This is a genomic window from Akkermansiaceae bacterium (genome assembly GCA_017798145.1).
In the GTDB taxonomy this organism is placed as follows: domain Bacteria; phylum Verrucomicrobiota; class Verrucomicrobiia; order Verrucomicrobiales; family Akkermansiaceae; genus Luteolibacter.
In genome coordinates this window covers 3,127,460-3,153,410 of sequence record CP059069.1, presented here as the reverse complement: position 1 = coordinate 3,153,410, position 25,951 = coordinate 3,127,460, and the positions used below count along the sequence as shown (strand labels likewise).

Sequence of the window (25,951 nt, the reverse complement as noted above, 5' to 3'; positions counted from 1 at the left end):
CCGCTCACCCCATCGTCACCTCACGGGCTGGGGCGGATTTCTGATCCGCCCCTCCATGCGTTGCGCGACCAGGCGAAACCGCCCTTGACTTAATGCCCAAGACCCGGCGAATGCTCATTTCAGAGACATCAGATACGAGAGCAGATCCTTACGCTGCTGGTCGCTGAGGGCGTCGATGAGGCCTTCGGGCATGAGGCTTTGGCGGAGGAATTGGGTGGAGGCGATGTCCTTGCGTTCGATGCGGCGGTCTTCGGCACCCATTTGGCGGACGACCACGGCGTTTTTGTCCTCGCTGACGAAGAAGGAATCCAGGAGCGAGCCGTCCTTGAGGGTGACGCGGAAGATGCGGTAGCCGGGTTCGATGGCGGCGTTGGGGGTGAGGATGTTGCGGATGATGGCCTCCGGTCCCATGGCACCGACGGAGCTGAGGTTCGGCCCGATGGTGCCGCCGGTGCTGCCGATCTGGTGGCAGGCGCTGCAAAGGGCGGAGAGGGCTTTTCCTGCCACGGGATCGCCGGGGGATTTGGCGAGGGCGAGGTAGTGCCGGTATTTTTCGTCGAAGGTTTTCGCCTGCGCCTCGCTCATGACCGGCGGCAGGTCGAGCGTGCGGACCAATGCGGCGGCGGGGTTGGTTTTACCCCAGCCTTGGTCGTTGGTTCCGTTGAAGACCAGGGCGCTTTCGCCGCCGGGGATGCTGCGGTCGAAGTGGGCGCGGATTTCACCTCCGCTGCGCTCGCGGCTCCAGATGCGGTATTCGGCGAACTGGCCTTGGGTGCCGTTCTTCGGCGTGCTCCAGCCGATGCGGTAAGCCGTCACGTCGTGGGGGATTGGTTTCGATGCGGCGTTGTCGAGTTCGCCGTTGAGGTAGAGCTTGAATGCCCCGGAGGCATCGCGGGTAACGGCGACGTGTGTCCACATGTCGGCCACGATCTTCTTTTTCGCGATGACGGCGTCGCCCAGTTTGCCGCCGCCATAGACGCGGAGTTGTTCGCCGGCGAAGTTGATATCGAGCAGTTCGGGTGCGCCGCCGAGGCTGTCGTTGTTGTCGATGCCGGGGTTGAGTTTCACCCATGCCTCGATGGTGAATGCTCCCTTGAGTGTGATGCCGGTGGGGATGAGGGCGTTGCCCTTGCCGTTGAGCTGGAGGACGGGCCGGAATTTGTCGCCGAGCCGGGCGAGGAGTTTCCCGAGTTCCGGGTCGTTGCCGAGGACGGTTTGCAAGCGGTTCAGTGCGATGGCGCTGAGGTCTTCGGGTTTGAGCTTTTGCGCGAGGCTGGCGGCGACGAGGGCGGAGGCTCCGCTTTTGTGCGAGCTGAGGATCTCGATGACCTGAGCGCGGAACTGTGCGGGGACTTGGGGCAGGCCGGCTATGGTGGCGATTTCGGCATCCTTCACGCGGGAATTGGCGAGGGCGCGGAGCGTGGCGAGGCTGAGCTCCTGGTTGTTTTTCCCGAGCAGTGCGGCGAGGGGAACGGGATTGGCGTTCTGCTGCGCGCCGAGGGCATCGAGCGCGGCGATGCGGAGCGCGTTGTCGGAGGAATCGAGGGCGATCCTGTGGAGGCGATCCGCTGTGTTTTTCAGGCCGAAGGCGGCGCTGAGTTCCACACCACGCCTGAGGTCGTCGGCGTTGCCTTGGAGGAGTTGATCGACGGGCTCCGCGATGAGCGACTCGATGCGCTCCGGCGAGATGCGGCTTTTGTTGGCGAGCAGGGCGTCGATGATCGCCTGGCTGGAGGCCGGGTTCCTGAGGTTGGCTTTCAGGATATCCGCGACGCCGGGTTGGTCGATGGCTTGCACGATGAGCAGGACTTCCTGCGGGTTCGGCGCGCGCTTTAATTTCCCGAGTGTCGAAGCGACGAGCGGCGCGGCTTGCGCAGACGGCAGGGCCAGCGCACCTAACAGGAAGCTCTCGGCGGGCAGGGCTTTCGCTGCGTCCGTGGCGAGAAAGGCGGCGAGCTCGGCGGGGTGGCGCTCGAGCAGAAGGCGCACGACATAGCGTTCGAATTCGCGGTCGTAGGCTTCGCGGACTAGGATCGTGCCTTTGCGGGTGCTGGGGCCGGTCGGTGAGTTGATGGCGGTGAGTTCGTGGTTGAGCAGGATCTGGAAAAAGGGGCTTTTGTCCGCTGTTTTCCCGAGCCAGTAGCCGATGCTGGTGATGGCCTCGCGGCGGACGTTTTTGTCGGGATCATTGCGGAGGCGGATGAGCAGGGAGGAAAATGTTTCCGTTTCCGCGAGCGCGCGCGCGGTTTCGCGGCGGACGCTTTTATCGGGTGAGGCGGATGATGTCTGGAGCTGTGCCAAATCCGGCGTGTGGGCCATCAGGGCCGGGACATGGGTGAGGTCTTTGGCGGTGACCTTGCGGTCGGCGAGGGCTTGCGCGGCGATGTGGGTCTGCGCGAGCGAGGGGGATTTCAGGAGCGCTTCCAACGCGTCATCGTCGAGCTTGGTGAAGTCCGGCACCTCGAACTTTTTCTGCTCCTTGTGTTTGATGCGCCATATGCGGCCGCGGAGCTTGTCGCGATCCGGGTGGGTGCGCGGCACCTCGTTGTGGCTGATGATCTTGTTGTACCAATCGACGATGTAAACGCAGCCGTCCGGACCGAGGGTGAGGGCGACGGGGCGGAACCACGGGTCGTCGCAGCTCAGGAAGTCCGCGATCTTGTCGAACTGCCAGTCGGTGAGATAGTGGTCGGGCGAGGGTTGGTCGCGCCGCATCGTGACGGTGTTGAGGCGACCGGTGATGGGATTGGCGACGAGCATGAGGTTGCCGTAGGGAGCGGGATAGGCACCCTCGGCATCGGTGAGCGCGAGACCGCTGAGGCCGGTGCCGCCGAAGCGCTGTTTCACGAAGGTTCCGGGGAACTCCGGCGCGTAGCTTTTCCACTGGCCGTTCGAGCAGCCGGGGTAGTTGGCGTATTCGTGGAAGGGCATAACGCCGTAGCCGAAGTCGTTGGCTTCCTGGATGAAGGTTTCGCCGTTGCGATCCATCGCCAGGCCCCAGATGTTGCAGGGGCCGTTGGAGGTGATCTCGAACTCGCTGCCATCCGGGCGGAAGCGCGCCATGCGGGTCTGGTCGAACTGGATGGCCGCTTCCGGCGGATCCTGCGGGCGTTTCACCTTGCTGTAGTTGAAAGCGCCCTGCGCCATCCAGATCCAGCCGCCGGGAGCGCGGGTGAACTGGTGGGGGAAAAGGTGCGAGTCCTGCACGCCGAAACCTTCGAGGATGACCTCGCGCTTGTCGGAGACGCTGTCGCCGTCCGTATCTGTTAGCAGGACGATGTCACGGCCGTGCTGGGCGTAGCACTTCGAGCCATCGCCCCATGGCAGGATGCCCAAAGGGATCGCGAGGCCGTCGGCGAAGACATGGTCGGGCTTGAGTCCATCGGCGGGCAGAGGTTTGCCGAAAACCGACTCACGGTTGTAGATGAGGATCTTGTCCTTCGCCTTGCTGGCGTAGAGGGCGTCGGCGACGCTGGCGTTCTCATTCGCATCGACGGGATATTCGAGAGCGGTATGCGTCCACATGCGGCCTCGCTGGTCGAAATAGACGGAGATGAATTTCCCTGCGGGGACGGCGGGATCTTCGGCGGCGACGAGTTCGATTTCGAAACCGGGCGGCAGGTGGAAAGCGGCTTGCTGTTCCTGCGGGGTGCGCGGCTTGGCTCCTTCAATAGGTATTCTGTTTGGCTCGGCGGCACCCTGGAAGGCGGGTTTGGCGGCGAGTTCCTCGATCATGATGTCCTTGAACTCGACGAGGAATTTCCCGCCGCTGTGCGCCTGCATGCCGATGAGGCCGTCGAGCGGGATCTTCGGGTCTTGCTCCAGGTAATCGATGGCGAGCACGCCGTTGATCCAGGTGCGAATGCGCGGCCCCTCGCAGAGGATTCGGTATTCGTTCCAGTCCCAGTCCTTCACGACGGCTTTCAGCGCGGCCTCGTCCACCGGGACTGCGATCTTCTTGTTTCTCCGGTGCTCGTCCCAGATCGTGCCCCAGTAGCCGATGCCGGCGTCCACCTGGTAGCCGGACATGTGGTCGTCCGCCTTGCGGAGGCTGCGCACCTGGATACCGGAGTTCGCGAAGCCTTCCTTTTTGGTGAGCTTCACCTTGAAGCGCAGGTCGAAGTCCGCGTAGGACTTGCTGTGGGAAAGGAAGGTGTTTTTCGGCACCTTTTGCTCCAGCGAACCGCCGACAATCTTCCCGTCCTCGACCTTCCACCATTTTTTCTCCGCCGCCGGGATGTCCCAGCCTTCGAGGGTTTTCCCATCGAAAAGGGAGACCGGTGCGGCGGCCAGCGGCAGGGTGAGGGCGAAGGTTAGCAGGATATGTTTCATGTGGGCAGGGTCTTGGGTTGCACCGCGAAGTCGAAAACGATAACCCGTTCCAGGCAAGGGACAACGATGTCCTTGACCGCCTCGTGAATCGGGTGAGGCAGATACGCATCGCGGCTGGCCGCGCTGTCAAAGGTCATGATGAAACCGTGGGTGAACCCGTCATTGAGCCCCTCGTCGCTCTGATAGGGGCCATGCTCGAAGGTGAGCAGGCCGTCGATTTTCCCGCACATGCCTTCCATTGCGGAAAAACATGCGCCGATGCGGGTAGCATCGACGTCGGGGTGAAACTTGAATACGCCAAAGTGCCTGACCATGTTCCGGACAGCTTGCGCAGATTCCGCCCACGGACAAGCACGACCCAAACACATGCGCATATCGAAATTCCACATGACAGGCGTTTTCCCTGCGTGCATTTGCCCGCTTCCGGGCTTCAATGGCAATCCATGGCAGCGGATAAAACAGGGGCATCGGAAATCGGGGACATCCACATCCTCGGCGCGGGCACCTCGTTCCGTGCGGTTCTAGGTGCTTTGGGAGATCCGCCCGCATGGTTCGGCGCATCGCCGCGCAGCGGCGAGCTTGCGCGGCATGACATCGCCCATGTCGGGGTGATGGATGCGAGGAAGCCTTTCAAGATCGTGCGCCACGACCAATCCGGCACCTTTCTCATCGCCTGCACCGAGGGCTCCGGGAAAGTCCTCAGCGACGGCGGCTGGCGCACCGTCTCCGCAGGCCATGCCTGCCTGCTGCCGCCCTTCGTCATGAACTCCATACACTGCGAGACCGGCAAGCCGTGGAAATTCGCATGGGTTCGGTACTCCGAATCTCGCGAGCGGAATCCCGTCGTCTCCGCCGATTCGCCGGTCTTCGGGAAATACCACGGAGTGCCGCTCCAGCGGGCCATCGAGGGCCTCCATGCCGAGTCGTCCGCCGAGGCCACTCCCGCCGCGAAGAATCTCTGGACCGATCTGATCCAGGGATATGTCATGCGTTTCGCCCAGCCGCACCGCAGTGACCGCCGCCTTTGGAAGCTCTGGAAAACCGTCGAGGGCGCACCTGCCAGAAAATGGAGCCTCTCCGAACTGGCGGATGCCGTCTTCGTCAGCCCGGAGCACCTGCGCCGCATCTGCGCAAAGGAACTCGGCCGCAGCCCCATGCAGCAGGTCACCTTCATCCGGATGCAGCACGCCGCGAGGATGCTCGCCACCACCGGCGAAAAAGTCGAAACAGTATGCCGCGCCGTGGGCTACAGCAACCCCTACACCTTCTCCAACACCTTCCTGAAATGGATGGGTCGCAGGCCATCGCAGCACAGGGGGTGAGAGATTGTTTCTCCGGGAAAGCCCCGCCTTGTGAGGCATCACCGCCGGATCGCGCAAGCGGGAGCCCATGGGGGCTGCACCCTGCTGCCCGGCAACCCGGGCACACCAGCGTAGCCTTCCGATCCCCATTCGCATCCAGGGGCAGAATGACCGCCGCCCCTTGCGCCACGGCTGCATGCTGCAACGGGGAACCCCACACCCATCGAAAGCCGGATTCATTATCTGCTGGCAAAGTCCGGCGATGCGGGGATTCATATCCGGACAGAAGTGAGATGTCCCTCCTCCCTGGCATAAACCCGTACAATCATGTTAGTCCCGTGCCCCCATTGCAAAACCGAGCTTGATGCCTCGCCCGAACACGCCGGCCAGACCGTCCAGTGCCCCGCCTGCGGCGGTCGCCTCCAGGTTCCCGCAGCACCCGAGCCATCCGCCACCGCTGCGGTCATGCCCGGAAGGCGCCCGCAGCGCCACGGCTGGGACGAGAAAGACCATGCCAACGTGGATTTCTGGAAAAGCCTCGGCATCGGGGTCGCGCTCACCATCTGCGTGCTCGGGATCATGTTCCCCCTCCTCGGCACCAAGCTGGGCGACATTTTCCTGAAACGCGGCTGGGTCAACTACGCGGAAACCTTCCTCTTCGTCTGGGGCATGACCATCCTCTGGATGAAACTGAAAAAGAACAAGCACCAGGAACGCGCCACCTTGTTAGATCTTTTCCCCGCCCGCATCGGCACGGAAATCCACCGCGACAACGTCGGCGATTTCATCGACAACATCTACAAGGCACCGCTCTCCCTGCGTGACAGCCTCTTCGTAAACCGCATCCGCAAGGCGCTCGAACTCTTCGAGGCGCGCACCGACAACGGCGAGGTCGCCGCTTTCCTGTCCACCCAGTCGGACATCGATGCGAACCGCTCAAGCGGCTCCTACTCCCTCCTCAAGGTATTCCTCTGGGCCATCCCCATCCTCGGATTCATAGGCACGGTGATGGGGCTTTCCGTCGCCGTCGGTTCGCTGGCGATGGGCGACACCGCAGATCCCGAGGCGCTCAAGGCCTCGATCAACAGCCTCACCGGCGGCCTCGGCGTCGCCTTCGACACCACCTTGCTCGGCCTCATCCTCTCCATGCTGATGAGCTTCCCGCTGGCCGCCGTGCAGAAAAAGGAGGACGAGACACTCACCCTCATCGATGCCTTCTGCACCGAGAAACTCCTGCCCAAGCTCAACGACAGCCGCCACGCCGCCAGCGAGCTCCTCGTCGAGCAGGCCGACAGCATCCCTCAGCTCGTCGCCTCCCTCGCCCGCGCCCACGAGACCTTCCTGATCAACCTCAACGAATCCACCCGCCAGCTCAAGGAAAGCGGCGCCGCGCTCGAGAAGCGTCTCGATGCGAACCAGAAGGTCGTCGAGCAGTCCTTCACCGAGGCCGTGAAAAAACTCTCCGAAACCAGCGGCGAGGTCTTCATCAAATCCCACCTGGAGCTCGAAAAGACCTTCGGAAGGATCGCCGGTGGCATCGACCTCATCAACCAGGCGCTGCGCGATCTCGGCCAGAACAAGATCCCTGATGAGGCGAAACGGAAAAAGGGTTTTTTTGGAAGATAAGGAAACCAGAATCAGATACGTGACCATCCGTGACCATCCGTGGTTGAAATCCCATGCCAAAGCGCCGAAATAACAGCGGGGAAGGGGTTTCCCTGTTTCCATTCATGAGCATCCTCGCATGCCTCATCGGGATCCTCACGCTCATGATCAGCGTCTCCATGCAGGTGAAGCAGATCGAGGACGTCGGCCGCACCGAGGAGGAAAAGGCGCGCGCCGTGGAGAACCGAGAGCTTACCAAGGCATCCAAGACACTTGAGGCCAGCATCGCCAAACTGCAGAAAGACCTCGAGCGCGACAAGGCCACCTCCGCCCAGCTCGCAAAGCTGGAGGATCGCAAGATCATCCTCAAATCCCAGATCGCTGAGGCATCGAAGGATCCCGCAAAGACCGACGAACAGCTCCAGAAAACCATCGAGGTGATGCGCGAGGAAATCGCCGCCCTCAAGAAGGAGCGCCCGCCGCTCAACAAGCAATTGGAGGAACTCAAGGCCGAGCTCGCGCTGCGCAGGAACCCGCCGGAGAAGGTCGAGTCCGTGCAGATCCGCCCCGGCGGCACCGGCATCCGCGCTGCCAGCAGGCTCTTCTTCGTCGAGTGCAACTCCACAGGCATCGTCCTGCTCACCGGGGAAGGCGCGCCGAAGACCATCTCGCAGGCAGCGATCACCAAGAGCCCCGTCTACAACTCATTCCTCGACGAGGTGAAATCCACCCGCGACTCCATGGTACTCTTCCTCATCCGCAAATCCGGTGCGGGCTCCTACAACTGGGCGGCCGGCTGGGCGGAATCGAAATACGAAGTCCTCACCGGCAAGCTCCCCGTGCCCAACGACGGCAAGATAGACCTCTCCCTGTTCCAGAAATAAACCGTGGCACGCAGACGACAGACAGACTCCGGAGGCGGGATCAACCTTGATTCCCTCATGGACGCCCTCACCAACGTGGTGGCGGTGCTGATCCTCGTTCTCATTCTCGTGCAGGCGGATGTCAGCCAGAAGGTGCAGCAGTTTCTCGATGACATGATCCCCGCCACCCCGGAGATGATTGCCGCGATGAAGGAGCAGATCACACTACAGCGGGAGCAGGAGAAAAAACTGGAGGCCGCGATGAAACAGGACGCGCCATCCCCCGCCCGCATCGAGGAGGAGAAACGCCAGCTCGCCCTTTTGGAAAAAAGCCTGGAGGAAAACAAGGCCGCCCTCGCCGATCTCGAAAAACTGCGCGAGATCGAGGCCACCGTGAAGGCGGAGCGCGAGAAGGAGAGCAAGATTACCGGAACCATCCAAACCGAGATCGCCAGGGTGGAGGGCTTGCTCGATAGCATCCCCGCTCCCGCCGCCGACACACCCACGGTCGTCAACATCCCAAACAGCCGCCCCATCCCGGACGATGCCACGAAATACCACGCCATGGCGATCAAGGGGCGCATCCACGTCATCGACCCGAATGCGGTCATGAAGGTCTTCACCCAGGAATTCTCCAAACGCCGCAACGATTGGCTCCACAGGCGCATCAAGATCAAGGGCAAGGCCGACCGTTTCATCTACGACGGCCAGAAGATCGCGGCGTTTTTCAAGGACTACGACTGGGGGAATTTCCGCGGCCAGAAAATCGAGATCATCGCCAACCCCAAGTCCTACCGCCTGCAGCTCTCGATCAGCCCGGATCTTGTCAACGGCGGCACGCCCACCGACCAGCTCGCCACACCCGGCAGCCCCTACTCGAAAGCCGCCGCAACCATCCTCGGCGATTTCCGCGCCGTCCTGCTCTTCCAGGTCGCCACCGATTCCTTCGACACCTATCTGGAGGCGCGCCGCCTCGCCGACAAGGCCAACATCGCCGCAGGATGGGAGATCAACGGCAACACCAAGTTCACCATGCGCATCGAGGAGCCGGAAATCCACTGCCTCGAGCCGGCTCCTCCCGCGAAGCCCGGCCAACCCTCACCGCCCAAGCCCCCACCCCTCAAGCCGAAGCTCGATTGAGAGGTGCGTGATTTGACGATCGCGGTTCGTTTTTCACTCCACCTCCCACTGCGCCTTGAGCAGCCCCTTGAGCCGCTCCACCACCTCCGGGTTCTCCGCCGCGAGGTTCTTTGTCTCCAGCGGATCCGCCTTGAGGTCAAAAAGCGAGATCTCGGCGGGGACGCCGGCGAACGGCCGATCGGGCTTCACCGGCCCGGGTACGATGAGCTTCCACCAGCCATCGATCGCGACATTGGCGACCAGGCTTTTTCCGGGAGATCCCAGTTCGGCGATGTCGTGCGTGTAGGACTCCACGAAGACCGACTTGCGTGCCTTCATCGCAACCGTGTCAGTGAGCCTGAGCCCCGGCAGATCGCCGGGATCCTTGGCTCCGGTGATGTCCAGGATGGTTGGCACGAAATCGATGATGTGAGCCAGGGTCTCGTCATCGCGCTGCGGCTTCACCTTGCCCGGCCAGCGGACGAACATCGGGGTGCGGATGCCCAGCTCGTAGGGCGAGAGCTTGGCCCCTATCCTCGCATGGGCGTATGCCGCGTCCCAGCCGTTGTCCGCCAGATAGAGGATGACGGTGTTTTCCTTGAGCCCGTTGCTTTCAAGGTAGGAATCCAGCTCTCCGCAGGTGTTATCGAACCACTCGACCATCGCATAATATTTCTCGGCGGCGGCGGTCGGGCCCTTGCCCTTGTATTTCGCGAAAATTTCCTCCGGAGGATTGTGCGGGGTATGAGGCAGGAAGGGCGCATGCCAGATGAAGAAGGGTTTTTCCGCCTTCCTTGCGGTCTCGATGAAATCATAGATCGGCTTCATTCCTTTGCGCCCGATGTCCAGGCCCGCGTCTCCGTGGCGGCCTGCGGTGCCTGTCATGCCGTGGGTGAAACCGGCCTGCTCGTAAGTCATATTCCAGATCTTGCCGGTCTGGAAGGTGAGGTATCCAGACGCGGTGACGGCCTTCGGAAGGATCACGGAATTGCCGAGCAGCTGGCTCCTCAGCGCCTCGCGGTGGCCGGGCTTGGATCTCCCGCCGGAAAGGTCGTTGCCGGTGATCCCGTGCTCGTGCGGCATTTTTCCGGTCAGCAAGGTCGCCAGGGAGGGCGAGCAGACCGGCATCACGTAGCCGCGGGTGTAGACAAGGCTTTCCGAGGCCATGCGGTCGAGGTTCGGCGTCGAGACCGCCTCGCTGCCCATGAAGCCGTAGTCGGGGAAGCCCTGGTCGTCGGAAATGATCAGGATGACGTTCGGCTTCTCCTCACCGGGAGCGGGCAGGAGGGTCAAAAAAATCGCGGCGAGCAGTGGGATCAGTTTTTTCATGGAAGTTATCAACGAGCATTGGATACGCAGCGGCGGCCGGGAAACGTTCAATCTTTGATCCCCATCTTGCGCATGATCCAGCGCTTCCCAAAACAAACCAACCGCCCGGTGCTATTTCTCCGAAAGCGCCGGAATCTTTTCGAAAAATATCACTTGCTAATGAGAATGAATCTCATTAAATTTATCCCTGTTCTGCGCAAGCAGAAGCATCCACCGACAGAATGAAATCCGACCGAACCACCCGCAAGACACGTCTCGCAGCCGCAGTGGCGCTCTGCCTCGCCGCCGCCCAAACCGCCCCCGCACACACCTTCCGCGAGCGTATCGCAGAGGGCGGCGTGCTTTCCGCCGATGACATCGACTCCGCGTTTTCCAAGCCGCAGGATCTGGCCTGGTACGACCGCTTCAGCTTCGGCTCATACGGCGAGGCCCACTTCAACACCGGCGATGTGAGCGACAAGTTCGACATCCACCGCCTCGTGCTTTTCACCGCCTATGAGTTCAGCAGCCGCTTCCGCTTCGTCTCCGAAATCGAGCTGGAGCACCTCTATTCGAACGACCCCGGCACGGATCTCGTCTGGGAGCTGGAGCAGGCCTACTTCGAGTATGACCTGGAAAACGACTACCATCTCCAGGGCGGATTGCTGCTGGTGCCGCTAGGCATCACCAATGAGATCCATGAGCCGACCACATTCTACGGGGTGGAGCGCAACCGCGTCGAGACGGAGATCATCCCCTCCACCTGGACGGAGCTCGGTTTCCTGCTGCGCAAGGATTACGACAGCGGCCTGCAATGGGACTTGGCTGTCCATCGCGGGCTCCAGGTGGATGACAGGGATTTCAACCGGCACGGCCCGGACCTGCGCAACGGGCGCCAGAAGAAAAACACCTACGACAGCCTCGGCACGGCGGCCACCGCACGTGTCCGCTACACCGGCATCAACGGCTTGGAGCTCGCCGCCGGCATCCAGTACCAGGATGACGTGAGCGTCGGCCGCGAGGACAACAGCGCGATCCTCACCACCGCCCACTTCATCTACACCAACGGTGGCTTCGGCCTGCGGGGGCTTGTCGCCAACTGGGACATCAGCGGCAACACCGCAATCGGCGGGGTTGCCGTGCCCGGCTCGGACATCGACAACCAATACGGGGCCTACATCGAGCCTTCCTACAAATGGACCTTCGAAAACGGCATGGCGCTCGGCCTGTTCACCCGCTACCTGTATTTCGAAAACGAGGATGCACCCGGCGGCCAGACGGAATACCAGGCCGGAGTGAATTTCTGGCCCACGGAAAACACAGTGGTAAAGGCCGACTGGGTGCACGAGGATAGGGCCAACGGCCGGGGTGACCAGAACGTCCTCAACTTCGGCGTCGGCTACGCATTCTGATCCCCTGCCATGAAGCAACCGGTGAAAATCCTCGCCCTCACTCTGGCGCTTGCCGCCTGGGTGCATGGCGAGGAGCGTGTTTACAAACAGCCGTCGGATTTCATCAAGGGCGCCTTCGGCGGGAAAATCCCATCCACCTCCATCCTGTCCCTCAGCGGCGATGTGAAGTCCCGCGCCAAGGGCATCATGGCGCACAACTACCCCGAGTCCCGCGTCCGCTACTGGAAGCAGGGCTCGCGCAGCGTCTGGATCCTTGAGGAGATAGGCAAGACCCAGCCCATCACCACGGGTTTCCTGGTGGAAAACGGGCGGATCAAATCCGTGGAAATCCTCATCTACCGCGAGAGCCACGGCTGGGAAGTGAGCAAGCCGTTTTTCACAAAGCAGTTCTCCAACGCCTCGCTGAAAAGCGGCGACCGGCTTTCCGCCGAGGTGAAAAACGTCGCCGGCGCGACCCTTTCCGTGCGAGCCGTCACCAAGCTCGCGCGGCTGGCCCTGTATTTCGACTCCATCGTCTGACACCGTGGCGAGATCCGGCATCATCAGGACATGGACACGCGGCTCCCACCGGGTGCTGGGCATGGCCCTGCTGCTGCCGCTCACCGTCGTCTGTGTCACCGGACTCATCCTCAACCACACGGTCGATCTCGGTCTCAGCAACCGCCACACCACCGCCGGATGGATCCAGGCACGCTACGGGATGACGCTCGATGGCGAGCCGGAAGCCTTCGGCATCGACGGGAAAGCCCACGCCGCGAGCTGGGACGGGCAGCTTTTTTTCCGGGAAAAAAGCGTCGATGACAGTTCGCCTCTCGTCGGCGCGGTGCCGCTCCGGGATGGCACCGCCGTGGTCACCGGCTCGGCCGTCCATTACTTCGGCCTGGATGGGGAGCTGATCGAAACCCTCGGCCCGCCCACCCTGCCCGAGTCACCCATCATCCGGGCCGGTCGCACGCAAGACCTTGCGCTAACGCTTGAAACCGAGTCGGGGATTTTCACGGGCGACGCGAACCTGCTCGATTTCGCCCCAGCCCCCGCAGGACAGGAGGTCACATGGTCGGCCATCGCCACTCCTTCCGCCGCCGATCGGAAACAGTGGGCAACCGCCTTCTCCGGCGATGGCATCCCGCTCGATCGCGTGATCCTCGACATCCATTCCGGGCGTTTCTTCGGAACCATCGGGAAATGGATCTACGACCTGACGGTCATCGGCGTGCTGATATTATCCGCCACCGGTTTCGTCCTCTTCTTCCGCACCCGCCGCCGCGCGAAATGAACCGCCGCCGCGCCATCACCCTTCTAGGCGCGGCTTCCTTGGCATCGTGCCGCCGCCGTGAAAATCCGTTCACCTTCACGGACATCGCATTTGGCACCGAAGTCCATTTCCAGGTTCACGGGATTTCCGCAGCCTCTTTCCACGATCTCTCCGCGAAATGCGCCCTGCGCCTGCGCGTGATCGAATCGCTTTTCAGCCTCTACGATCCCGAATCCGCAATCTCCCGCCTCAACCGCGACGGCAAACTGGAAAACCCGCATCCGGAATTCCTCAAGCTCGTCCGCACCGCGCTTGAGTACGGGAAGAAAACCGGAGGCGTTTTCGACATCACCGTCCAGCCCCTCTGGGACTGGCGGCAGGAGTGGAAGGACGCGGGCTTCGGCGAAAGGGAGGCCATGCGGGATTCATGGGAGAAAACCCTCGCCCTTGTCGATTACCGCAAAGTCATGGCCGACGAAAAAAACATCACCTTCGCCGAGCCCGGCATGGGGATCACGCTGAACGGCATCGCTCAAGGCTACGCCACCGATGAGATCATCGCCGCGCTGAAAAGGAACGGAGTCCGCAACGCCCTGGTGAACATCGGGGAATACGCCGCGCTCGGCACCGCTGCCAATGGGAAAACCTGGAAGGTTGGGCTGTCCACCACCGGAGAAACCATCGCCCTACCCCACGCCCGCGCCCTCGCGGTGTCCTCCGGCAGCGGTTACACCTTCGATCCGGAGGGTCGCCACCATCACATTTTCCGCCCTTCCGATGGCGCAAATACCCGCCCCGACAGCACCATTGTGGTAACCGCACCCACAGCCACGGTGGCTGACGCAATTTCCACAACCCTCGCAATCGCGACCAAGGAGGAACGGGAGGCAATCCTGGAAATCTTCCTGGAAACGGACTTCCGGGAAATCAGATGAGCGGCATATCCACGATGCCTTCCGCTACGGGGTAAGCCACACTTTCACGCGGAAAAAGTCCGGTGTCGCGCCGGGGGAAACGCTGTGTGTCACGGTCTGTCCGGCTCCAGCGATATCCTCGAACCCGGCCACAGGAATCCAAGCCGAAGCGCCAAGGTCGGCCTTCTCCTCGATCGCATAGTGGCGGGTCTTCCCGAAGTATCCCGCACCCGATGCGGCGGTGGCAACGAAGCTGAGCTGGATCTGCCCGGAAACACGCGCCATATCGAACGGCACGCCCGGCCTGCCTCCGGTCGGCGGGGTTCCCGCTATGAATTCCTGCTCATTGGTGAGCCCGTCCGCATCCGGATCGGCGCCGTTGCCGGAGACAAGGGGATCCATCAGTTGCGCCATGGTAAAGGCCGATTTCCCCCAGCTCTCAATCGCGGGCAAAACGGTGACTTCCGCCGTTCCGGAATCCACGGACAGGCCCCCATCCGTCACCCGCACCCAGTAACTCGTCGTCGCGGATAGCACCGGGGTGGAAAATGTCGCATTCGTAGCCAGCGAAACAGGATTGGAGGTGTCACCTTTCAACCCGCGATACCATTGGTAGGTCGGCGAAGTTCCGCTTGCAACGACATTCAACATTGCTGTCTGGCCTGCATCGATCGAAACACCGGATGGCTGGGTGTCGATCACAGGGGGCATCGCGGTCGCCTGTATTCCCACGACTGCGGTTTTCGAATTCGCGATCACACCTGATCTCGTAACCCTGACCCAGAAGCTGCTTTCCGTTGTCAAAGCCGGCGTATTGTAAGTGGCCGAGGTCGCATTGCTGATCGGTGCGGACACGTTCGGGGAAACCCCGGAATACCATTGGTATGTGAGCCCTGATCCGGAGCCGGTGACCGTCAGGCTAGCCGTACTGCCGCTGGGCACGGTGGTGGACTGCGGGTGGCCGGTGATAATCGCCGTTCCTACAACAATTGTGAAACTGTTGGAAATCACATTCCCCGTGTTTCCGGCAAATTCCCACGCCTTGATCGTGATGGGGAAACTACCTGATGCCGTCGGAATGCCGGAGATGCTGTCGAAATTGGATCCCACCGAATTCGCATGCGTGAGCCCGCCAGGCAAAGCGCCGACGATCTGCCAGCTCTCCGGCGGGCTTTCATTTCCCGTCACCTGGAATACGAAGGAGAGCGGGGAATCCACCGCTGTGGTCACTGTCGCCGAATTGGGGGTCGGCGTCACCTGTTTCACCACGGATGCACCCGCAACCGTGTCATAAGCGCCGAGCCCTGCGAAAGTGGCCGCTGTCCACTTCGTGAGCTCGCCCAATCCGGCGCGACCCGCAAGCTGCGCCTCGGGCAATATCCACTGCACCAATGGGGACTTCTGCAGCATGAGCAGCAAAGATCCGGCCCTGGAGCACAAAAGTTTCAATCGTTTCCTGATCGTCATAATTCCATTTTTTTCTAGTTACACCCGCAGCCTCCGCCACCGACACCACCGCCACCGGACGATGCCTCCCTTGAGAAATAGGCATGCTCCGTCATCGCCCTCTGCAGCGGGTCCAGATCGCCGGACATGATCTCGCGGGCAAGGTTCCCGCGTTCGTACGGCTTCACCCGCACGAGTTGCGGCGTACAGGACGCCAAAAATACTACACTTATAGTAGAAATGATGAGAATTTGATTTTTCATTGTTTTGACTTTCACAGCAGGGCTTCGATTTCCGCCATGTATTCCGCTTCGGTTTTCTTCCCGTTGAACCCGGTGTGAACGTGCCGGACGACGCCTTTCCGGTCGATGATGTAGCTCGTGGGCATGGAAGGCGGGGCGAACTTCTCCGCCGCCTTGTGTGCCCCATCGTGGAAAAGGGGAAACTTCGCGCCCATTTTCGAGGCGAATTTTTTGTAGTCCTCCTCCTTCTCATCCACGCTTATCGCGAGAATCACCAGGCCTTTGCCCGCATACTTGTCGTTCAGCCGGTTCAGTGCGGGGAAGGACTGTTTGCAAGGCCCGCACCACGATGCCCAGAAATCCACCAACACCACTTTCCCCGATGTCCCCGGGATCGACGCCCCGGGCAGCAGGCCTTTCAACGCAGGCATTTTCTGTCCTGACTCCAGAGCCATTGCGCTCTGCGCAAGCAGCCCGATCCCAAACAACGCGATCAATGTTCTTGTTTTCATGGTTTTACTTTTTGTTATGCGGCTTTGATGAGCCATTTCCCGAAATTCCTTGTGCCCCCGATACCGCTTTCCGTTTGCGCACAGACTTCCACATCCCTCACAAACCCCGCCAACTCCACCCCCTCTTCAGCCCCCAGGACATAGACTGCCGTGCTGTATGCACCGGCTTCCAGGCATGATCCGGCGACCACCGTCACCGCCCGCATCCCGTTGTCCACCGGCCAGCCCGTCCGCGGATCGAGGATATGCCCGTAGCGTTTCCCCTCATGGGTGAAATACCTCGCGTAGTCGCCTGATGCGGAAACCGCCCGTCCACTCACCGCCAGCCCGCCCCAACAATTTCCCGGTTTTTTCCCGTCCTCGATACCGACGTGCCAGAACGGTTGTTTCCCGTTTCCCCCCATCGCGAAAATATCCCGTCCCAGATCGATCAATGCATCCTGGATCCCACGCTCCGCCGCCATCCTCGCCACAAAATCCACCGCGTATTCCTTACCGAAACCTCCGAAATCCAAGCCCATCCCACGCTCCGGCAAATACACAGCACCCGCACGCCGCTCCACTTTCCCCCAGCCTGTCAGCGCCAGTGCATTTTCAATCTCGCTGGTTTCCGGCAAACGTTCCCTGGCTTTCCGCCAATCCCAAACCAGTTGCACGGGCAGCAAGGTCGGATCCAGGATCCCCTTCGTCCGCCTGTTCAGACTCGAGGCAAGATCCAGCATGTGCGAGGTCTCGTCATCGATCCCCACCCACCGTTCCCCGGCCGCCGCATTGATTTTCGAAACCACCGAATCCTCCCTGTATCTCGAAAACTTCGCCTCAAACCCCGCGATCCACCCCAGCACATCCGCTCCGAATTCCAGCGCCTTCCGGTCATCTTCCAGCCGGAACTTTACCGAACATGCAGTTCCCATCGCCAGGAATCCCAGGTGCCGGATTCCCGCTTCGTTCGCCTGCAATGGTAGTGCCGTTTCCATGTTTTCCGTTTCCTAAAACTCCGCGCTCAGCCCGAACGTCCAGATATCCGCGCTTGGATAGGCCTGTCCCGGTGAGACGTTTGCGCCGCCGCCACTTCCGCTCATCACATATCGCTCGTAGGTCGCGTTGGCCGAAAACATGTCGTTGAACCTGTATCTCACCTTGAGCCCCGCGCTAACCGCATCGAAAGAAGACAGCCGGTAGTCCGCCGAGTAGTTCGGGCCGCTTCCATTCGGATTGGCGGCAGGGGTTCCGATCGGCAGGCCATCCAGGGAACGGACGAAAAAATCCGCCGCCGACTGGTGGTAATACCGGAAGAAGGGGATCAGCTGGAGACTCTCTCCGACCTGTTGCCGCCACTCCAGCTGCAGGGTCTGGGAAAACACCCCGAAGTCGTCGTTCGAGAACCTGAGGATCCCGTCGAGCGCCCCGTCCGCCGCTTCGAAATAGTGTTTCCCCTCGAACTGCAATACCTGCCGGAAACGGCTCCCCGGCCTGTTTTCGCGGTAGATGTTGTCCACAGGGATGCTGATGAAACCACCGAGCCCGTCGGGGAAAGTGAGCGTTTCCGTACGCTGGACGATCTTGTACGGATCGCTCAGGAACCCGTCGCTGAAGCCCAGCGTCAGGTTGCAGGAAACAACCGTGTTCTTGTCGATGATCTGGCTGACCCCGGTGAACAAATCGTAAGTGTATTTTTTCCTGTCCGCGGAACCGCGCACCGCGACATCGTCATCGAGAAAGTTGAGCCCGTAGGTCAAGGTTGTGTTCTTCTGGTTCAGCTCCAGCACATCGCTGACCGCTATGCCTCTCGATACGTAGTCGTCCTCCTCGCTGCGCGAAAACTCCACCTCCACCCGGTGGTCGCCGAACTGCCGGGAAATCGCCCCAAGCAACCCCGTCCGCACATCATCAAGCTTTGAAAGGAACGGCTGCAAACTGCCCGGCAACGCTCCCGTCGGCGATGCGCCGCTGATCGCATCGTTTAGATATTGGAAACGGAATGAGGTCTCGTCGTTGAAATCGACCTGGCCGCGCAAATAATGGGATTCCACCCGGATCCGGTCGTCATCCTCATCATACAGCTGATAGCTGTAATCCCAGCGCATCGGTAGGTTCTCGATCTCCGCACGGGCGTGCGGGCAGAGCAGGGGAGCGAGTATCAGCGGACGTGTGGGTTTCATGCCTTTTATCAGGCTCCCACATTGCTTGGCGGATTATGAGAAATCCATGAGTTGAGAGGAAACGCGCAGTTAAGCAGAAATTCGGCGCAGTCCTGAATCAAATCACGCCAATCCCACGGCCTTCTTGATCCGGCCCAGCACCTTTGCCGACTCCTCGCGGGCACGCTCCGCACCTTTTTTCAACACCTCATCCACATACCCCGGCTCCGCAAGGATCTCGTCCCGGCGTTTCCTCATGTCTTCAAAGTAATCCCAATACGCATCCGCCAGACGCTTCTTGAAATCACCATAGCCGAAGCCGCCGCTCTCATGGTCCGCGATCATCTTCGCCAGCTCGGGCTCGCTTGCGAAAAGCTTGTAGAGGGCGATCACCGTCGAGTTCTCGGTCGGCTTCGGATCCTCCACCGGGGTCGAATCCGTCACGATTTTCATCACCAGCTTCTTCAGCGGCTTTTCGTCCCCTAAGATGGGAAGCGTATTGTTGTAGCTCTTGCTCATCTTCCGCCCGTCCGTGCCGATCACCAGCTCGGTTTCCTCCTTGATGATCGCATCCGGCATCACCGCCGTGCCCTCGCCGTAGGTTTCGTTCAGCTTCGTCGCCAGGCTGCGCGTCACTTCGAGATGCTGCTTCTGATCCTTTCCGACCGGCACCTTGTTCGAGTCATAGAGCAGGATGTCAGCCGCCATCAGCACCGGGTAGGCGAACAGCGCATGGTTCGGGGAAATCCCCTGCGCGACCTTGTCCTTGTAAGAGTGGCACTTGTTCAAAAGCGGCATCGGGCAGACCGTGGAGAGGATCCAAGCCAGCTCGTTCACCTCAGGCACGGCGCTCTGGCGGAAGAAAACCGACTTCTCCGGATCCAGGCCGCACGCCAGGAAGTCAATCGCCAGCTCCCTCACATTTTCCCGCAGCGCCGCCCCATCGCGTCCCGAAGTCATCGCATGGTAGTCCGCGATGAAATAAAAGCACTCGCCCTGCCCCTGCAGCTCCACCGCCGGCTTCATCGCACCGAAATAATTGCCCACGTGCAGTTTCCCGCTCGGCTGCAAACCCGTCAAAATCCTCATTCCAGAAACCATGCCGCCACCCCCTCCCCACGGTCAAGCGCAGCGAAGCTCCCAAATTAGGGTTTCACGTCCCGGGTTTCGCGTTTAGATAGCTGGTATGCGAATCCTCATCACCGGCGGAGCCGGATTCCTTGGCTCCCATCTCTGCGAACGCCTGCTCAACGAGGGCAACGAGGTCATCTGCCTCGACAACTATTTCACCGGCCGGAAACGCAACATCGCCCACCTGCTTTCCAACCCGTATTTTGAGCTCATCCGCCATGATGTCACGGAGCCGTTCAAGTTCGAGGTGGACCGGATCTACAACCTCGCCTGTCCGGCCTCCCCGCCGCACTACCAGCATAATCCAATCAAGACGATCAAGACCTCGGTGCTCGGCGCCATCCACACACTGGGTCTTGCGAAGCGCATCGGCGCGCGCGCCTTCCAGGCATCCACCTCCGAGGTGTATGGCGATCCGGAAGTCCATCCCCAGCCGGAGTCCTACAAGGGCTCCGTCAACCCCATCGGCATCCGCGCCTGCTACGACGAGGGGAAACGCTGCGCGGAAACCCTGTTCTTCGATTACCATCGCCAGAACGGGGTCGATATCCGCGTAGTGCGCATCTTCAACACCTACGGCCCGCGCATGCTGCCGGACGACGGGCGGGTGGTTTCCAACTTCATCGTCCAGGCGCTCAAGGGCGAGGATCTGACAATTTACGGCGATGGCACCCAGACCCGCTCTTTCTGCTACGTGGACGACCTCATCGAGGGTTTCGTCCGCCTGATGGAAAAGGAAGGCATCACCGGCCCGGTGAACATCGGCAATCCCGGGGAGTTCACCATGCTGGAACTGGCGGAGCTCGTCCTCAAAAAGGTCGGCGGGAAATCAAGGCTCAGCTTCCATCCCCTCCCCGGCGACGATCCGAAACAGCGCCGCCCGGACATCACCCTCGCGCGGGATGCACTCGGCTGGGAGCCCAGGGTCAGCCTGGAGGACGGCCTAGACCCAACCATCTCCTATTTCCGCAAGCTGCTGGCGGAGTGATCCACAACGACAACCTGATGCAGCCCTGGCAATCTCAAGGCAAACTCCATCCTCGCCAAACGGGAAAATCCGGCTTAGTTTGGGACACCATGAAAACCCTCGTTGTCCTCACCGCCGTCGCGTTCACCGCATCAGGGGCCTTCGCCCAAACAGCCGCCGAGCAGGCGGAGGCCTACTACCAAAAAGGCCTCGCTGCGGAAAAGGCGGGCGATCCGTCCACCGCAAGCGCCGCCTACCACACAGCCCTCGGCCTCATGCCGGGACACGCAAATGCCCGCTACCGCGCCGGGCAGGTCAGGATCAAGGCCGGCTCGATCCGATCCGCGGCCACGGAAACCAAGATAGGCGGGGTGATGATCCCGGTCTATCAGCTTGAGGATGCCACGGTGCAGGAGGCCATCCAGGCGCTTTCCCTGGCCATGGAAAAAGCCACGGATGGCAAGATCGCTCCGAACTTCGTGATCGAGGATCCAAAGGGCAGGCTCGCCGACTCCCGCATTTCCATGCAGTTGAAGAATGTCCCCGTGAAAGCCATCCTCGACTACATCCACAGCCAGACCTCCACCCGTGCGCGCTACGATGAGCACGCGGTCGTGATCATGGCCCGCTGAGCGCAGGCAGAACGCAAAAAAAGCCCGGCAAGGCGGATGGCCTGCCGGACTATGTTCGGAGCGGCGTTGCCGATTACTTGGCCTTCACTGTCATCACGCCCTGCATGATGGCAAAGTGGCCGGGGAAGGAGCAGATGAAAGGATAATTCCCGGGAGCGGGAGCGGTGAAGGTGATCTCGTCAGACTCGCCGCCGCCAAGCATCTTGGTGTGGGCGATGATCTGCTTCTTCGATTCCTCGTCCTGGGGGATGAAGCCGGTTTCCCGTGCCGGCGCGCACTTCGTGGCGAAGGCGGGAACCGCCGTGTCCGCAGCGAGGATCACCACGTTGTGGCCCATGGCGGCTGCGGGTAGCTGGCCGATGTGCTTGAAGGAGAGCACCACCTTCTGGCCTTCCGTAACCTCGAATGCCTTGATGCTGTACTGCATCTGGTCGTTCCCGGTGATCTCAATCTTCGCGTCCTGGGCGAAGGCGATCTGGAAAAGTGCGACGGATGTGAGTGCTGAGAATAGTTTCTTCATGTGTCTTGGAGTTGGTTACTGATACGGCGGGAAGCTGGCGCACTTTTCAGGTTAGTGCAATGCCATCCGGGAAAAATTTCCCGCGATCCCCGGAATTCCACTGGCATGACGATACTCCAGCTGCTAAACATCCCCGAAGAGAAAGTTTCCGACTGCCCAATGAACTTGGCACGCCTCTTGCTCAATATCATCCACCAATCCGCCGAATCATGAAAAAAATCGAAGCAATCATCAAACCGTTCAAGCTGGAAGAAGTCAAGGAAGCCCTCGCAGAGGTCGGAGTCCAAGGGATGACCGTCACCGAAGTCAAGGGTTTCGGCCGCCAGAAAGGCCACACAGAGATCTACCGCGGCTCCGAATACACCGTCGATTTCCTCCCCAAGGTGAAGATCGAGATCGTCGTTGACGACGCGCAGGCCGACGGGGTCGCCGAGGCCATCGTCAAGAGCGCAAACACCGGCAAGATCGGTGATGGCAAGGTCTTCATCTCCAACGTCGAGGAAGCCATCCGCATCCGCACGGGAGAAACCGGTTCCTCCGCTGTCGCGGTGAACTGATCCTTCCGACCACAAGTTCAAAACAACCGTCGCCTTGGAAAACAGGGTGGCGGTTTTTTTGCGCCTTGGCAAAGGGACCATGATTTCGAAATCACGCCTGCAGTGGCGATGCACAGCCCTGTTCTGCCTGCGGACAGTGTCCGAATCGTGGGCGCGACGTGCAATTTCCCGTCCCGCAACCCCTCACGCAGGGCAGGCAGCTCAACCGCCCCTGCGGAAGCTCTGCACGCCGTCGGCGATGCCCCTGGCGATGGCATCGCGGAACCATGCGGTTTTCATGCGGCTGCGCTCGTTCGAGTTGCTCACGAATCCGCCCTCAACAAGGATGGAAGGCAGCTTGCAGTGCCGGATCACATAGTAGCGCGCGTATTTCACTCCGCGATCCGTCACTTTCACCCGGCTCATCACGCCGCGGTGCACATCCTTCGCAAGCTTGTAGCTTTCCTGGGTGTGGTAGAAGGTCTCGATGCCGCTGACATGCTGCTTCCAGGTGTAGTTGTAGTGGATGCTGATGAATATCGCGTTCCTGTATTTGTTGGCGAAGGTCATGCGCCCCGGCAGGGAAACGAAGTAGTCGCTGCGGCGAGTCAGCACCGTGTTGTAGCCCATTTTCTTCAGATGGGACTCCAGCCGGATCGAGGTGTCGAGCGCCAGGTGCTTCTCATACACCCGCCCCCATTGCCCCCCCTTGTCGTGCCCCCCGTGCCCGGGATCTATGATCACGGTGCGGAAATTGTATGCACTGGCGCCCGTGGAAAAGAGCAGCCCCAGGAGAATTGCGTTCAGGAGAGCCTTCATGATTTGTTTGATTTCAAAGATTATTAAGATTTATTGACAAATTTTTTGAATTCTGTAAAGCCGAAAACAAAAAATCGACTGCGCCGACTCACTCGAAGGAGATGTCCGGTCGGTCGGTTGCCTTCCGGATCTTGGCGCGCTCCTCTTCGGCGGCCTTGGCATCGTAGGGGACGCTGTTGACCACCTTCACGGAGCCATCACCATAGGCCATGAGAACGGGATCCCCCTGGGATGCCCGCTGGTGGATGTCCCTTGCCACCAGTTTCCCGTCGGCGCTGACCTGGCAGTGAAGCCATGCCGAGGGGGTGGCGAGGAACATGACATGCATGCGCTGCGCCCCGTCCACGGTGACCATGGGTTTGCGCAGCATGAGCGCATCGCCAAGGGGGAAGGTGCTGATCGGCAGGCCCGTGCGCCCATCCATCACCTGGGCATAGAGCTGGGTTGTCTGCCCGTTGGAAAAGGTGAGCAGCTTGATCTCGCGTGTGCCTCCGCCGAGATCGCTTTTCACGCCGACTTTCTGGGACCAGTAGGTACGTCCCGGGGTGAGGTTGAAGAGCACCCTGTTCGTCGAAGTGCCCTGGATGCCGCCGCTCGGATCCCTGACAACCGCGGAGACCGCGAAGTTCCCCTGGCTGTTGAGGAGGAAGTATTCCGTGAGATCCACACGCTTCGCGAGGGACTCGCCGACCTTGATCTTCATGGCCCCGAATGCGTTGAGCTTGCGGGTGGTCACCGTGTTTCCGTTCGACTTCGTCACCACGAAAGCCAGCCATGGCAGCTGGCGGGTGGATGCGAGCGTGAGCTCGCGCCCGCTGTGGTTGGTGATGATGATTTCCGCGATCACCGGCTCCCCGGCCACGTAGGTTTTCTTGTTGAGGTTCAGCGCTGTCGCGAGCTGCCCCCAGACTTCCATGGTAGGGCAGAGCAGCAGGGCGGCGAATATCAAAATGCGTGTCATGTAAGCAGCCATTGTAACCGGCCCTGCTCGGCAGTCAACCTAACGAATTCCCGCTTTCCGAGCGCCGGCCCCGTGATGCACCGGCCGGGACGGCTGGGGGCATCAGGGCGGCCGGGGCACGTGGTCACAGCCTTGACCACATCCCGCCGGATCGAAATGCGAACCCACTCTTCCTTGAAGTTTGGATTTTGAAATCTAAGGTTGCCCGCAGATGCCAAGCCTTTCCTCCAAACTTTTCGCCGTCGCCAAGCAACACATCCCCGGCGGCGTGAACTCCCCCGTCCGCGCCTTCAAAAACGTGGATGGCGAGCCCTTCTTCGTCCGCCGTGCCAAGGGCTGTCGCATCACCGACATCGACGGGAAAACCTACATCGACTACATCGGTTCCTGGGGGCCGAACATCCTCGGCCATGCTCCGGTCGCGATCACCAATACGATCCATCAGGTCGCCAAGGATGGCATCTCCTTCGGCATCCCGAATCCCTACGAGGTCGATATGGCGAAGACGATCTGCGAGTGGGTGCCATCGGTTGAAAAAGTCCGTATGACCTCCTCCGACACCGAGGCGACGATGTCCGCGATCCGCCTCGCCCGCGGCTGAGCTTTCCTGACTACGATGTGAAGGTGAGTGTCCGTTTTTCAGCCACATCTCCGCCGGGATGAGGCGGCCGGCTTGCGACTGGGGCTACGCAGCCATTCTAGCCGCTTGCCTTGTCCTTGAAAGACACCGCAGTGAGCAGCCCGTCCTTGATCGTCCATTTCCGCTCGACGAGCGCATTGCCGATGGTCAGCTCCTTTTCACTCCAATCCGCGTAGCAACCTGCATGCTCGGCGCGTTCGGCGCAGCACAGTTGCGGGATGGCAAACAAGGAAGCAACAAGCGGGGCAAAGACCTTCATCAAGGGCGAGCCTGCATGAACTCCGCCTGCCTTGCATCCGAAAAAACGCGAGATCACCAGACCTCGTTCAATCGGGTATGCCTCAGGCCCTGCGGCGGCGCAGGAGAAGCAACACTCCCAAGCCGCCGAGAAGGGCGGAGGATGGCTCGGGGACGACGCTGTATTGCGCATTGGAAATCGAAAGCTGATCGAGGTCGGTGGCGCCTGATGTGAGGATCCCAACGGCCGTATAGGTGAACAGCGAGGTGGCTTGGCCATTCTGGGCGTAGGAATTGCTGTAGGCTCCATCGCCACCCACAAAACTTGCGGAAAGATCCACGCTTGTCGCCGAGCCTCTGGTGATTGCCATCGTCCAGAGATAAGTAGCGGCTGAATCTCCGGCGATTGCACCTGCGGCACTCAGGTCGGTGTTGGAAAGCAAAGCGGCGTTGTTAGGTGTGGTGCCGCTATTGCTGGCGAACGAACCACCTGTGTTGCCCTGATACAATCCATTGCCGGTGCTATGCAACCAACCGCCTGCCCAGTTCGACTCAGACGACGCGGCGAACTGACCGCCATCATCGAAAACACCGAAGCGGTAATGGTTGAGCACATCCAACCCGCCCGTGAGCGTGACGTTGAACGACACGGTAAGCGTTTCACCCACCGCGAGCGTGACGGATGCGGGAGTTGCGACGGTGCCGAACCGACCGGCAGTTTGCGCGGCGTCCATCTGGTTGACCGGACTCACGCCTCCGAAGACCGGGCTGTCGGTGTTAGCGCCTGAGATCGCGGGACTGTTCGCACCGACAAGAACCTTCCAGTTCGCGATCGTGGCCGCATGGGCGGGGATTGCGAGAAGCCCAAAGAGGGCGGAGGAAATGATAAGCGCGTTTTGTTTCTTCATAGGTCTTGTTTTTCGATATTTCTGGAAGGCTTCTCGCTGCCGAGTAAAGCCGGACTGCTAATGAATTCCGCTTGAGCCGCTCCGGGTTGGGCTGTTTTTCCACTTTTTTCGTTTCTACGGGGAGCTGACTGCCCGAGTCTCTGCCTCTGA

The 25,951-nt window shown here is 60.7% G+C and carries 26 protein-coding genes; 12 read left to right on the top strand and 14 right to left on the bottom strand.

The annotated features are described in order from the left end of the window. Positions 1-114 precede the first annotated feature (114 nt). Positions 115-4,332 (bottom strand): DUF1080 domain-containing protein, encoded by a 4,218-nt coding sequence (locus tag HZ994_13445; protein ID QTN33274.1) that lies wholly within the window; start codon positions 4,330-4,332, stop codon positions 115-117. Beyond that, positions 4,329-4,646 (bottom strand): Dabb family protein, encoded by a 318-nt coding sequence (locus HZ994_13440; protein ID QTN33273.1) that lies wholly within the window; start codon positions 4,644-4,646, stop codon positions 4,329-4,331. The genes HZ994_13445 and HZ994_13440 overlap by 4 nt, the downstream gene beginning before the upstream one ends. Positions 4,647-4,775: 129 nt before the next feature. Between HZ994_13440 and HZ994_13435 the strand changes: the two genes are divergently transcribed. From HZ994_13435 to HZ994_13420, 4 genes are all read left to right on the top strand, one after another. Beyond that, positions 4,776-5,654 carry an AraC family transcriptional regulator gene (locus HZ994_13435; GenBank protein ID QTN33272.1) on the top strand — a complete coding sequence of 293 codons (879 nt, stop codon included), beginning with the start codon at positions 4,776-4,778 and terminating at the stop codon, positions 5,652-5,654. 306 nt (positions 5,655-5,960) lie between these two features. Beyond that, a complete protein-coding gene (locus HZ994_13430) occupies positions 5,961-7,259 on the top strand; it encodes a MotA/TolQ/ExbB proton channel family protein (GenBank protein QTN33271.1) in 1,299 nt (432 codons plus the stop codon). A gap of 104 nt (positions 7,260-7,363) precedes the next feature. Then, entirely contained in the window at positions 7,364-8,122 is a 759-nt protein-coding gene (locus tag HZ994_13425; GenBank protein ID QTN33270.1) for a hypothetical protein, read from the top strand. 3 nt (positions 8,123-8,125) lie between these two features. Continuing rightward, positions 8,126-9,241, top strand: coding sequence for a hypothetical protein (locus HZ994_13420; GenBank protein ID QTN33269.1), 1,116 nt, complete (start codon positions 8,126-8,128; stop codon positions 9,239-9,241). Positions 9,242-9,274: 33 nt separating this feature from the next. Here HZ994_13420 and HZ994_13415 read toward each other — a convergent pair whose 3' ends face one another. Continuing rightward, complete coding sequence (locus tag HZ994_13415; protein ID QTN33268.1) at positions 9,275-10,549, bottom strand: sulfatase-like hydrolase/transferase; 1,275 nt, start codon at positions 10,547-10,549, stop codon at positions 9,275-9,277. 221 nt (positions 10,550-10,770) lie between these two features. On the opposite strand from HZ994_13415, the gene HZ994_13410 reads away from it, so the two are divergent. From HZ994_13410 to HZ994_13395, 4 genes are read left to right on the top strand one after another with little or no spacing between them, the layout of a single operon-like run. Further along, positions 10,771-11,940, top strand: a complete 1,170-nt coding sequence (locus HZ994_13410) for a porin (GenBank protein ID QTN33267.1) — start codon at positions 10,771-10,773, stop codon at positions 11,938-11,940. 9 nt (positions 11,941-11,949) lie between these two features. Continuing rightward, entirely contained in the window at positions 11,950-12,459 is a 510-nt protein-coding gene (locus HZ994_13405) for an FMN-binding protein (GenBank protein ID QTN33266.1), read from the top strand. A gap of 4 nt (positions 12,460-12,463) precedes the next feature. Beyond that, positions 12,464-13,216: a PepSY domain-containing protein gene (locus HZ994_13400; GenBank protein ID QTN33265.1), complete on the top strand. Its 753-nt coding sequence runs from the start codon at positions 12,464-12,466 to the stop codon at positions 13,214-13,216. Next, positions 13,213-14,130, top strand: coding sequence for an FAD:protein FMN transferase (locus HZ994_13395; protein ID QTN33264.1), 918 nt, complete (start codon positions 13,213-13,215; stop codon positions 14,128-14,130). The genes HZ994_13400 and HZ994_13395 overlap by 4 nt, the downstream gene beginning before the upstream one ends. A 24-nt stretch (positions 14,131-14,154) precedes the next feature. Here the strand turns inward: HZ994_13395 and HZ994_13390 are convergent, their stop codons facing one another. The 6 genes from HZ994_13390 to trpS form a co-directional block, all read right to left on the bottom strand. Next, positions 14,155-15,519, bottom strand: a complete 1,365-nt coding sequence (locus HZ994_13390) for an immunoglobulin domain-containing protein (protein ID QTN33263.1) — start codon at positions 15,517-15,519, stop codon at positions 14,155-14,157. 71 nt (positions 15,520-15,590) lie between these two features. Further along, positions 15,591-15,818, bottom strand: coding sequence for a DUF4266 domain-containing protein (locus HZ994_13385; protein QTN34400.1), 228 nt, complete (start codon positions 15,816-15,818; stop codon positions 15,591-15,593). Positions 15,819-15,829: 11 nt separating this feature from the next. Further along, entirely contained in the window at positions 15,830-16,309 is a 480-nt protein-coding gene (locus HZ994_13380; protein ID QTN33262.1) for a TlpA family protein disulfide reductase, read from the bottom strand. 14 nt (positions 16,310-16,323) lie between these two features. Further along, on the bottom strand, positions 16,324-17,286 hold the full coding sequence (locus HZ994_13375) for an FAD:protein FMN transferase (GenBank protein QTN33261.1): 963 nt from the start codon (positions 17,284-17,286) through the stop codon (positions 16,324-16,326). A gap of 12 nt (positions 17,287-17,298) precedes the next feature. Then, positions 17,299-18,471, bottom strand: coding sequence for a DUF3570 domain-containing protein (locus HZ994_13370; GenBank protein ID QTN33260.1), 1,173 nt, complete (start codon positions 18,469-18,471; stop codon positions 17,299-17,301). A 102-nt stretch (positions 18,472-18,573) separates the two neighbouring features. Further along, positions 18,574-19,539, bottom strand: coding sequence for a tryptophan--tRNA ligase (trpS, locus tag HZ994_13365; protein QTN33259.1), 966 nt, complete (start codon positions 19,537-19,539; stop codon positions 18,574-18,576). Positions 19,540-19,636: 97 nt separating this feature from the next. Here trpS and HZ994_13360 point away from each other — a divergent pair, with 97 nt between their 5' ends. Further along, positions 19,637-20,569: an SDR family oxidoreductase gene (locus tag HZ994_13360; protein ID QTN33258.1), complete on the top strand. Its 933-nt coding sequence runs from the start codon at positions 19,637-19,639 to the stop codon at positions 20,567-20,569. Positions 20,570-20,658: 89 nt separating this feature from the next. Continuing rightward, positions 20,659-21,180 carry a hypothetical protein gene (locus tag HZ994_13355; protein QTN33257.1) on the top strand — a complete coding sequence of 174 codons (522 nt, stop codon included), beginning with the start codon at positions 20,659-20,661 and terminating at the stop codon, positions 21,178-21,180. 73 nt (positions 21,181-21,253) lie between these two features. Here HZ994_13355 and HZ994_13350 read toward each other — a convergent pair whose 3' ends face one another. Beyond that, the gene (locus HZ994_13350; GenBank protein QTN33256.1) at positions 21,254-21,700 is read right to left on the bottom strand and encodes a cupredoxin domain-containing protein; all 447 of its coding nucleotides are present in this window, start codon (positions 21,698-21,700) and stop codon (positions 21,254-21,256) included. Positions 21,701-21,909: 209 nt separating this feature from the next. Between HZ994_13350 and HZ994_13345 the strand changes: the two genes are divergently transcribed. Beyond that, positions 21,910-22,257: a P-II family nitrogen regulator gene (locus HZ994_13345; protein ID QTN33255.1), complete on the top strand. Its 348-nt coding sequence runs from the start codon at positions 21,910-21,912 to the stop codon at positions 22,255-22,257. A 201-nt stretch (positions 22,258-22,458) separates the two neighbouring features. Here the strand turns inward: HZ994_13345 and HZ994_13340 are convergent, their stop codons facing one another. Together HZ994_13340 and HZ994_13335 are read right to left on the bottom strand one after the other, a co-directional pair. Further along, positions 22,459-23,055, bottom strand: coding sequence for an N-acetylmuramoyl-L-alanine amidase (locus HZ994_13340; GenBank protein QTN33254.1), 597 nt, complete (start codon positions 23,053-23,055; stop codon positions 22,459-22,461). An 88-nt stretch (positions 23,056-23,143) separates the two neighbouring features. After that, positions 23,144-24,016, bottom strand: coding sequence for a hypothetical protein (locus tag HZ994_13335; GenBank protein ID QTN33253.1), 873 nt, complete (start codon positions 24,014-24,016; stop codon positions 23,144-23,146). 211 nt (positions 24,017-24,227) lie between these two features. Between HZ994_13335 and HZ994_13330 the strand changes: the two genes are divergently transcribed. Further along, positions 24,228-24,617 carry an aminotransferase class III-fold pyridoxal phosphate-dependent enzyme gene (locus HZ994_13330; GenBank protein QTN33252.1) on the top strand — a complete coding sequence of 130 codons (390 nt, stop codon included), beginning with the start codon at positions 24,228-24,230 and terminating at the stop codon, positions 24,615-24,617. A 97-nt stretch (positions 24,618-24,714) separates the two neighbouring features. Here HZ994_13330 and HZ994_13325 read toward each other — a convergent pair whose 3' ends face one another. Both HZ994_13325 and HZ994_13320 read right to left on the bottom strand, forming a co-directional pair. Continuing rightward, positions 24,715-24,915 carry a hypothetical protein gene (locus HZ994_13325; GenBank protein QTN33251.1) on the bottom strand — a complete coding sequence of 67 codons (201 nt, stop codon included), beginning with the start codon at positions 24,913-24,915 and terminating at the stop codon, positions 24,715-24,717. Positions 24,916-24,997: 82 nt separating this feature from the next. Beyond that, positions 24,998-25,801, bottom strand: a complete 804-nt coding sequence (locus HZ994_13320) for a hypothetical protein (GenBank protein QTN33250.1) — start codon at positions 25,799-25,801, stop codon at positions 24,998-25,000. Positions 25,802-25,951 lie beyond the last annotated feature (150 nt).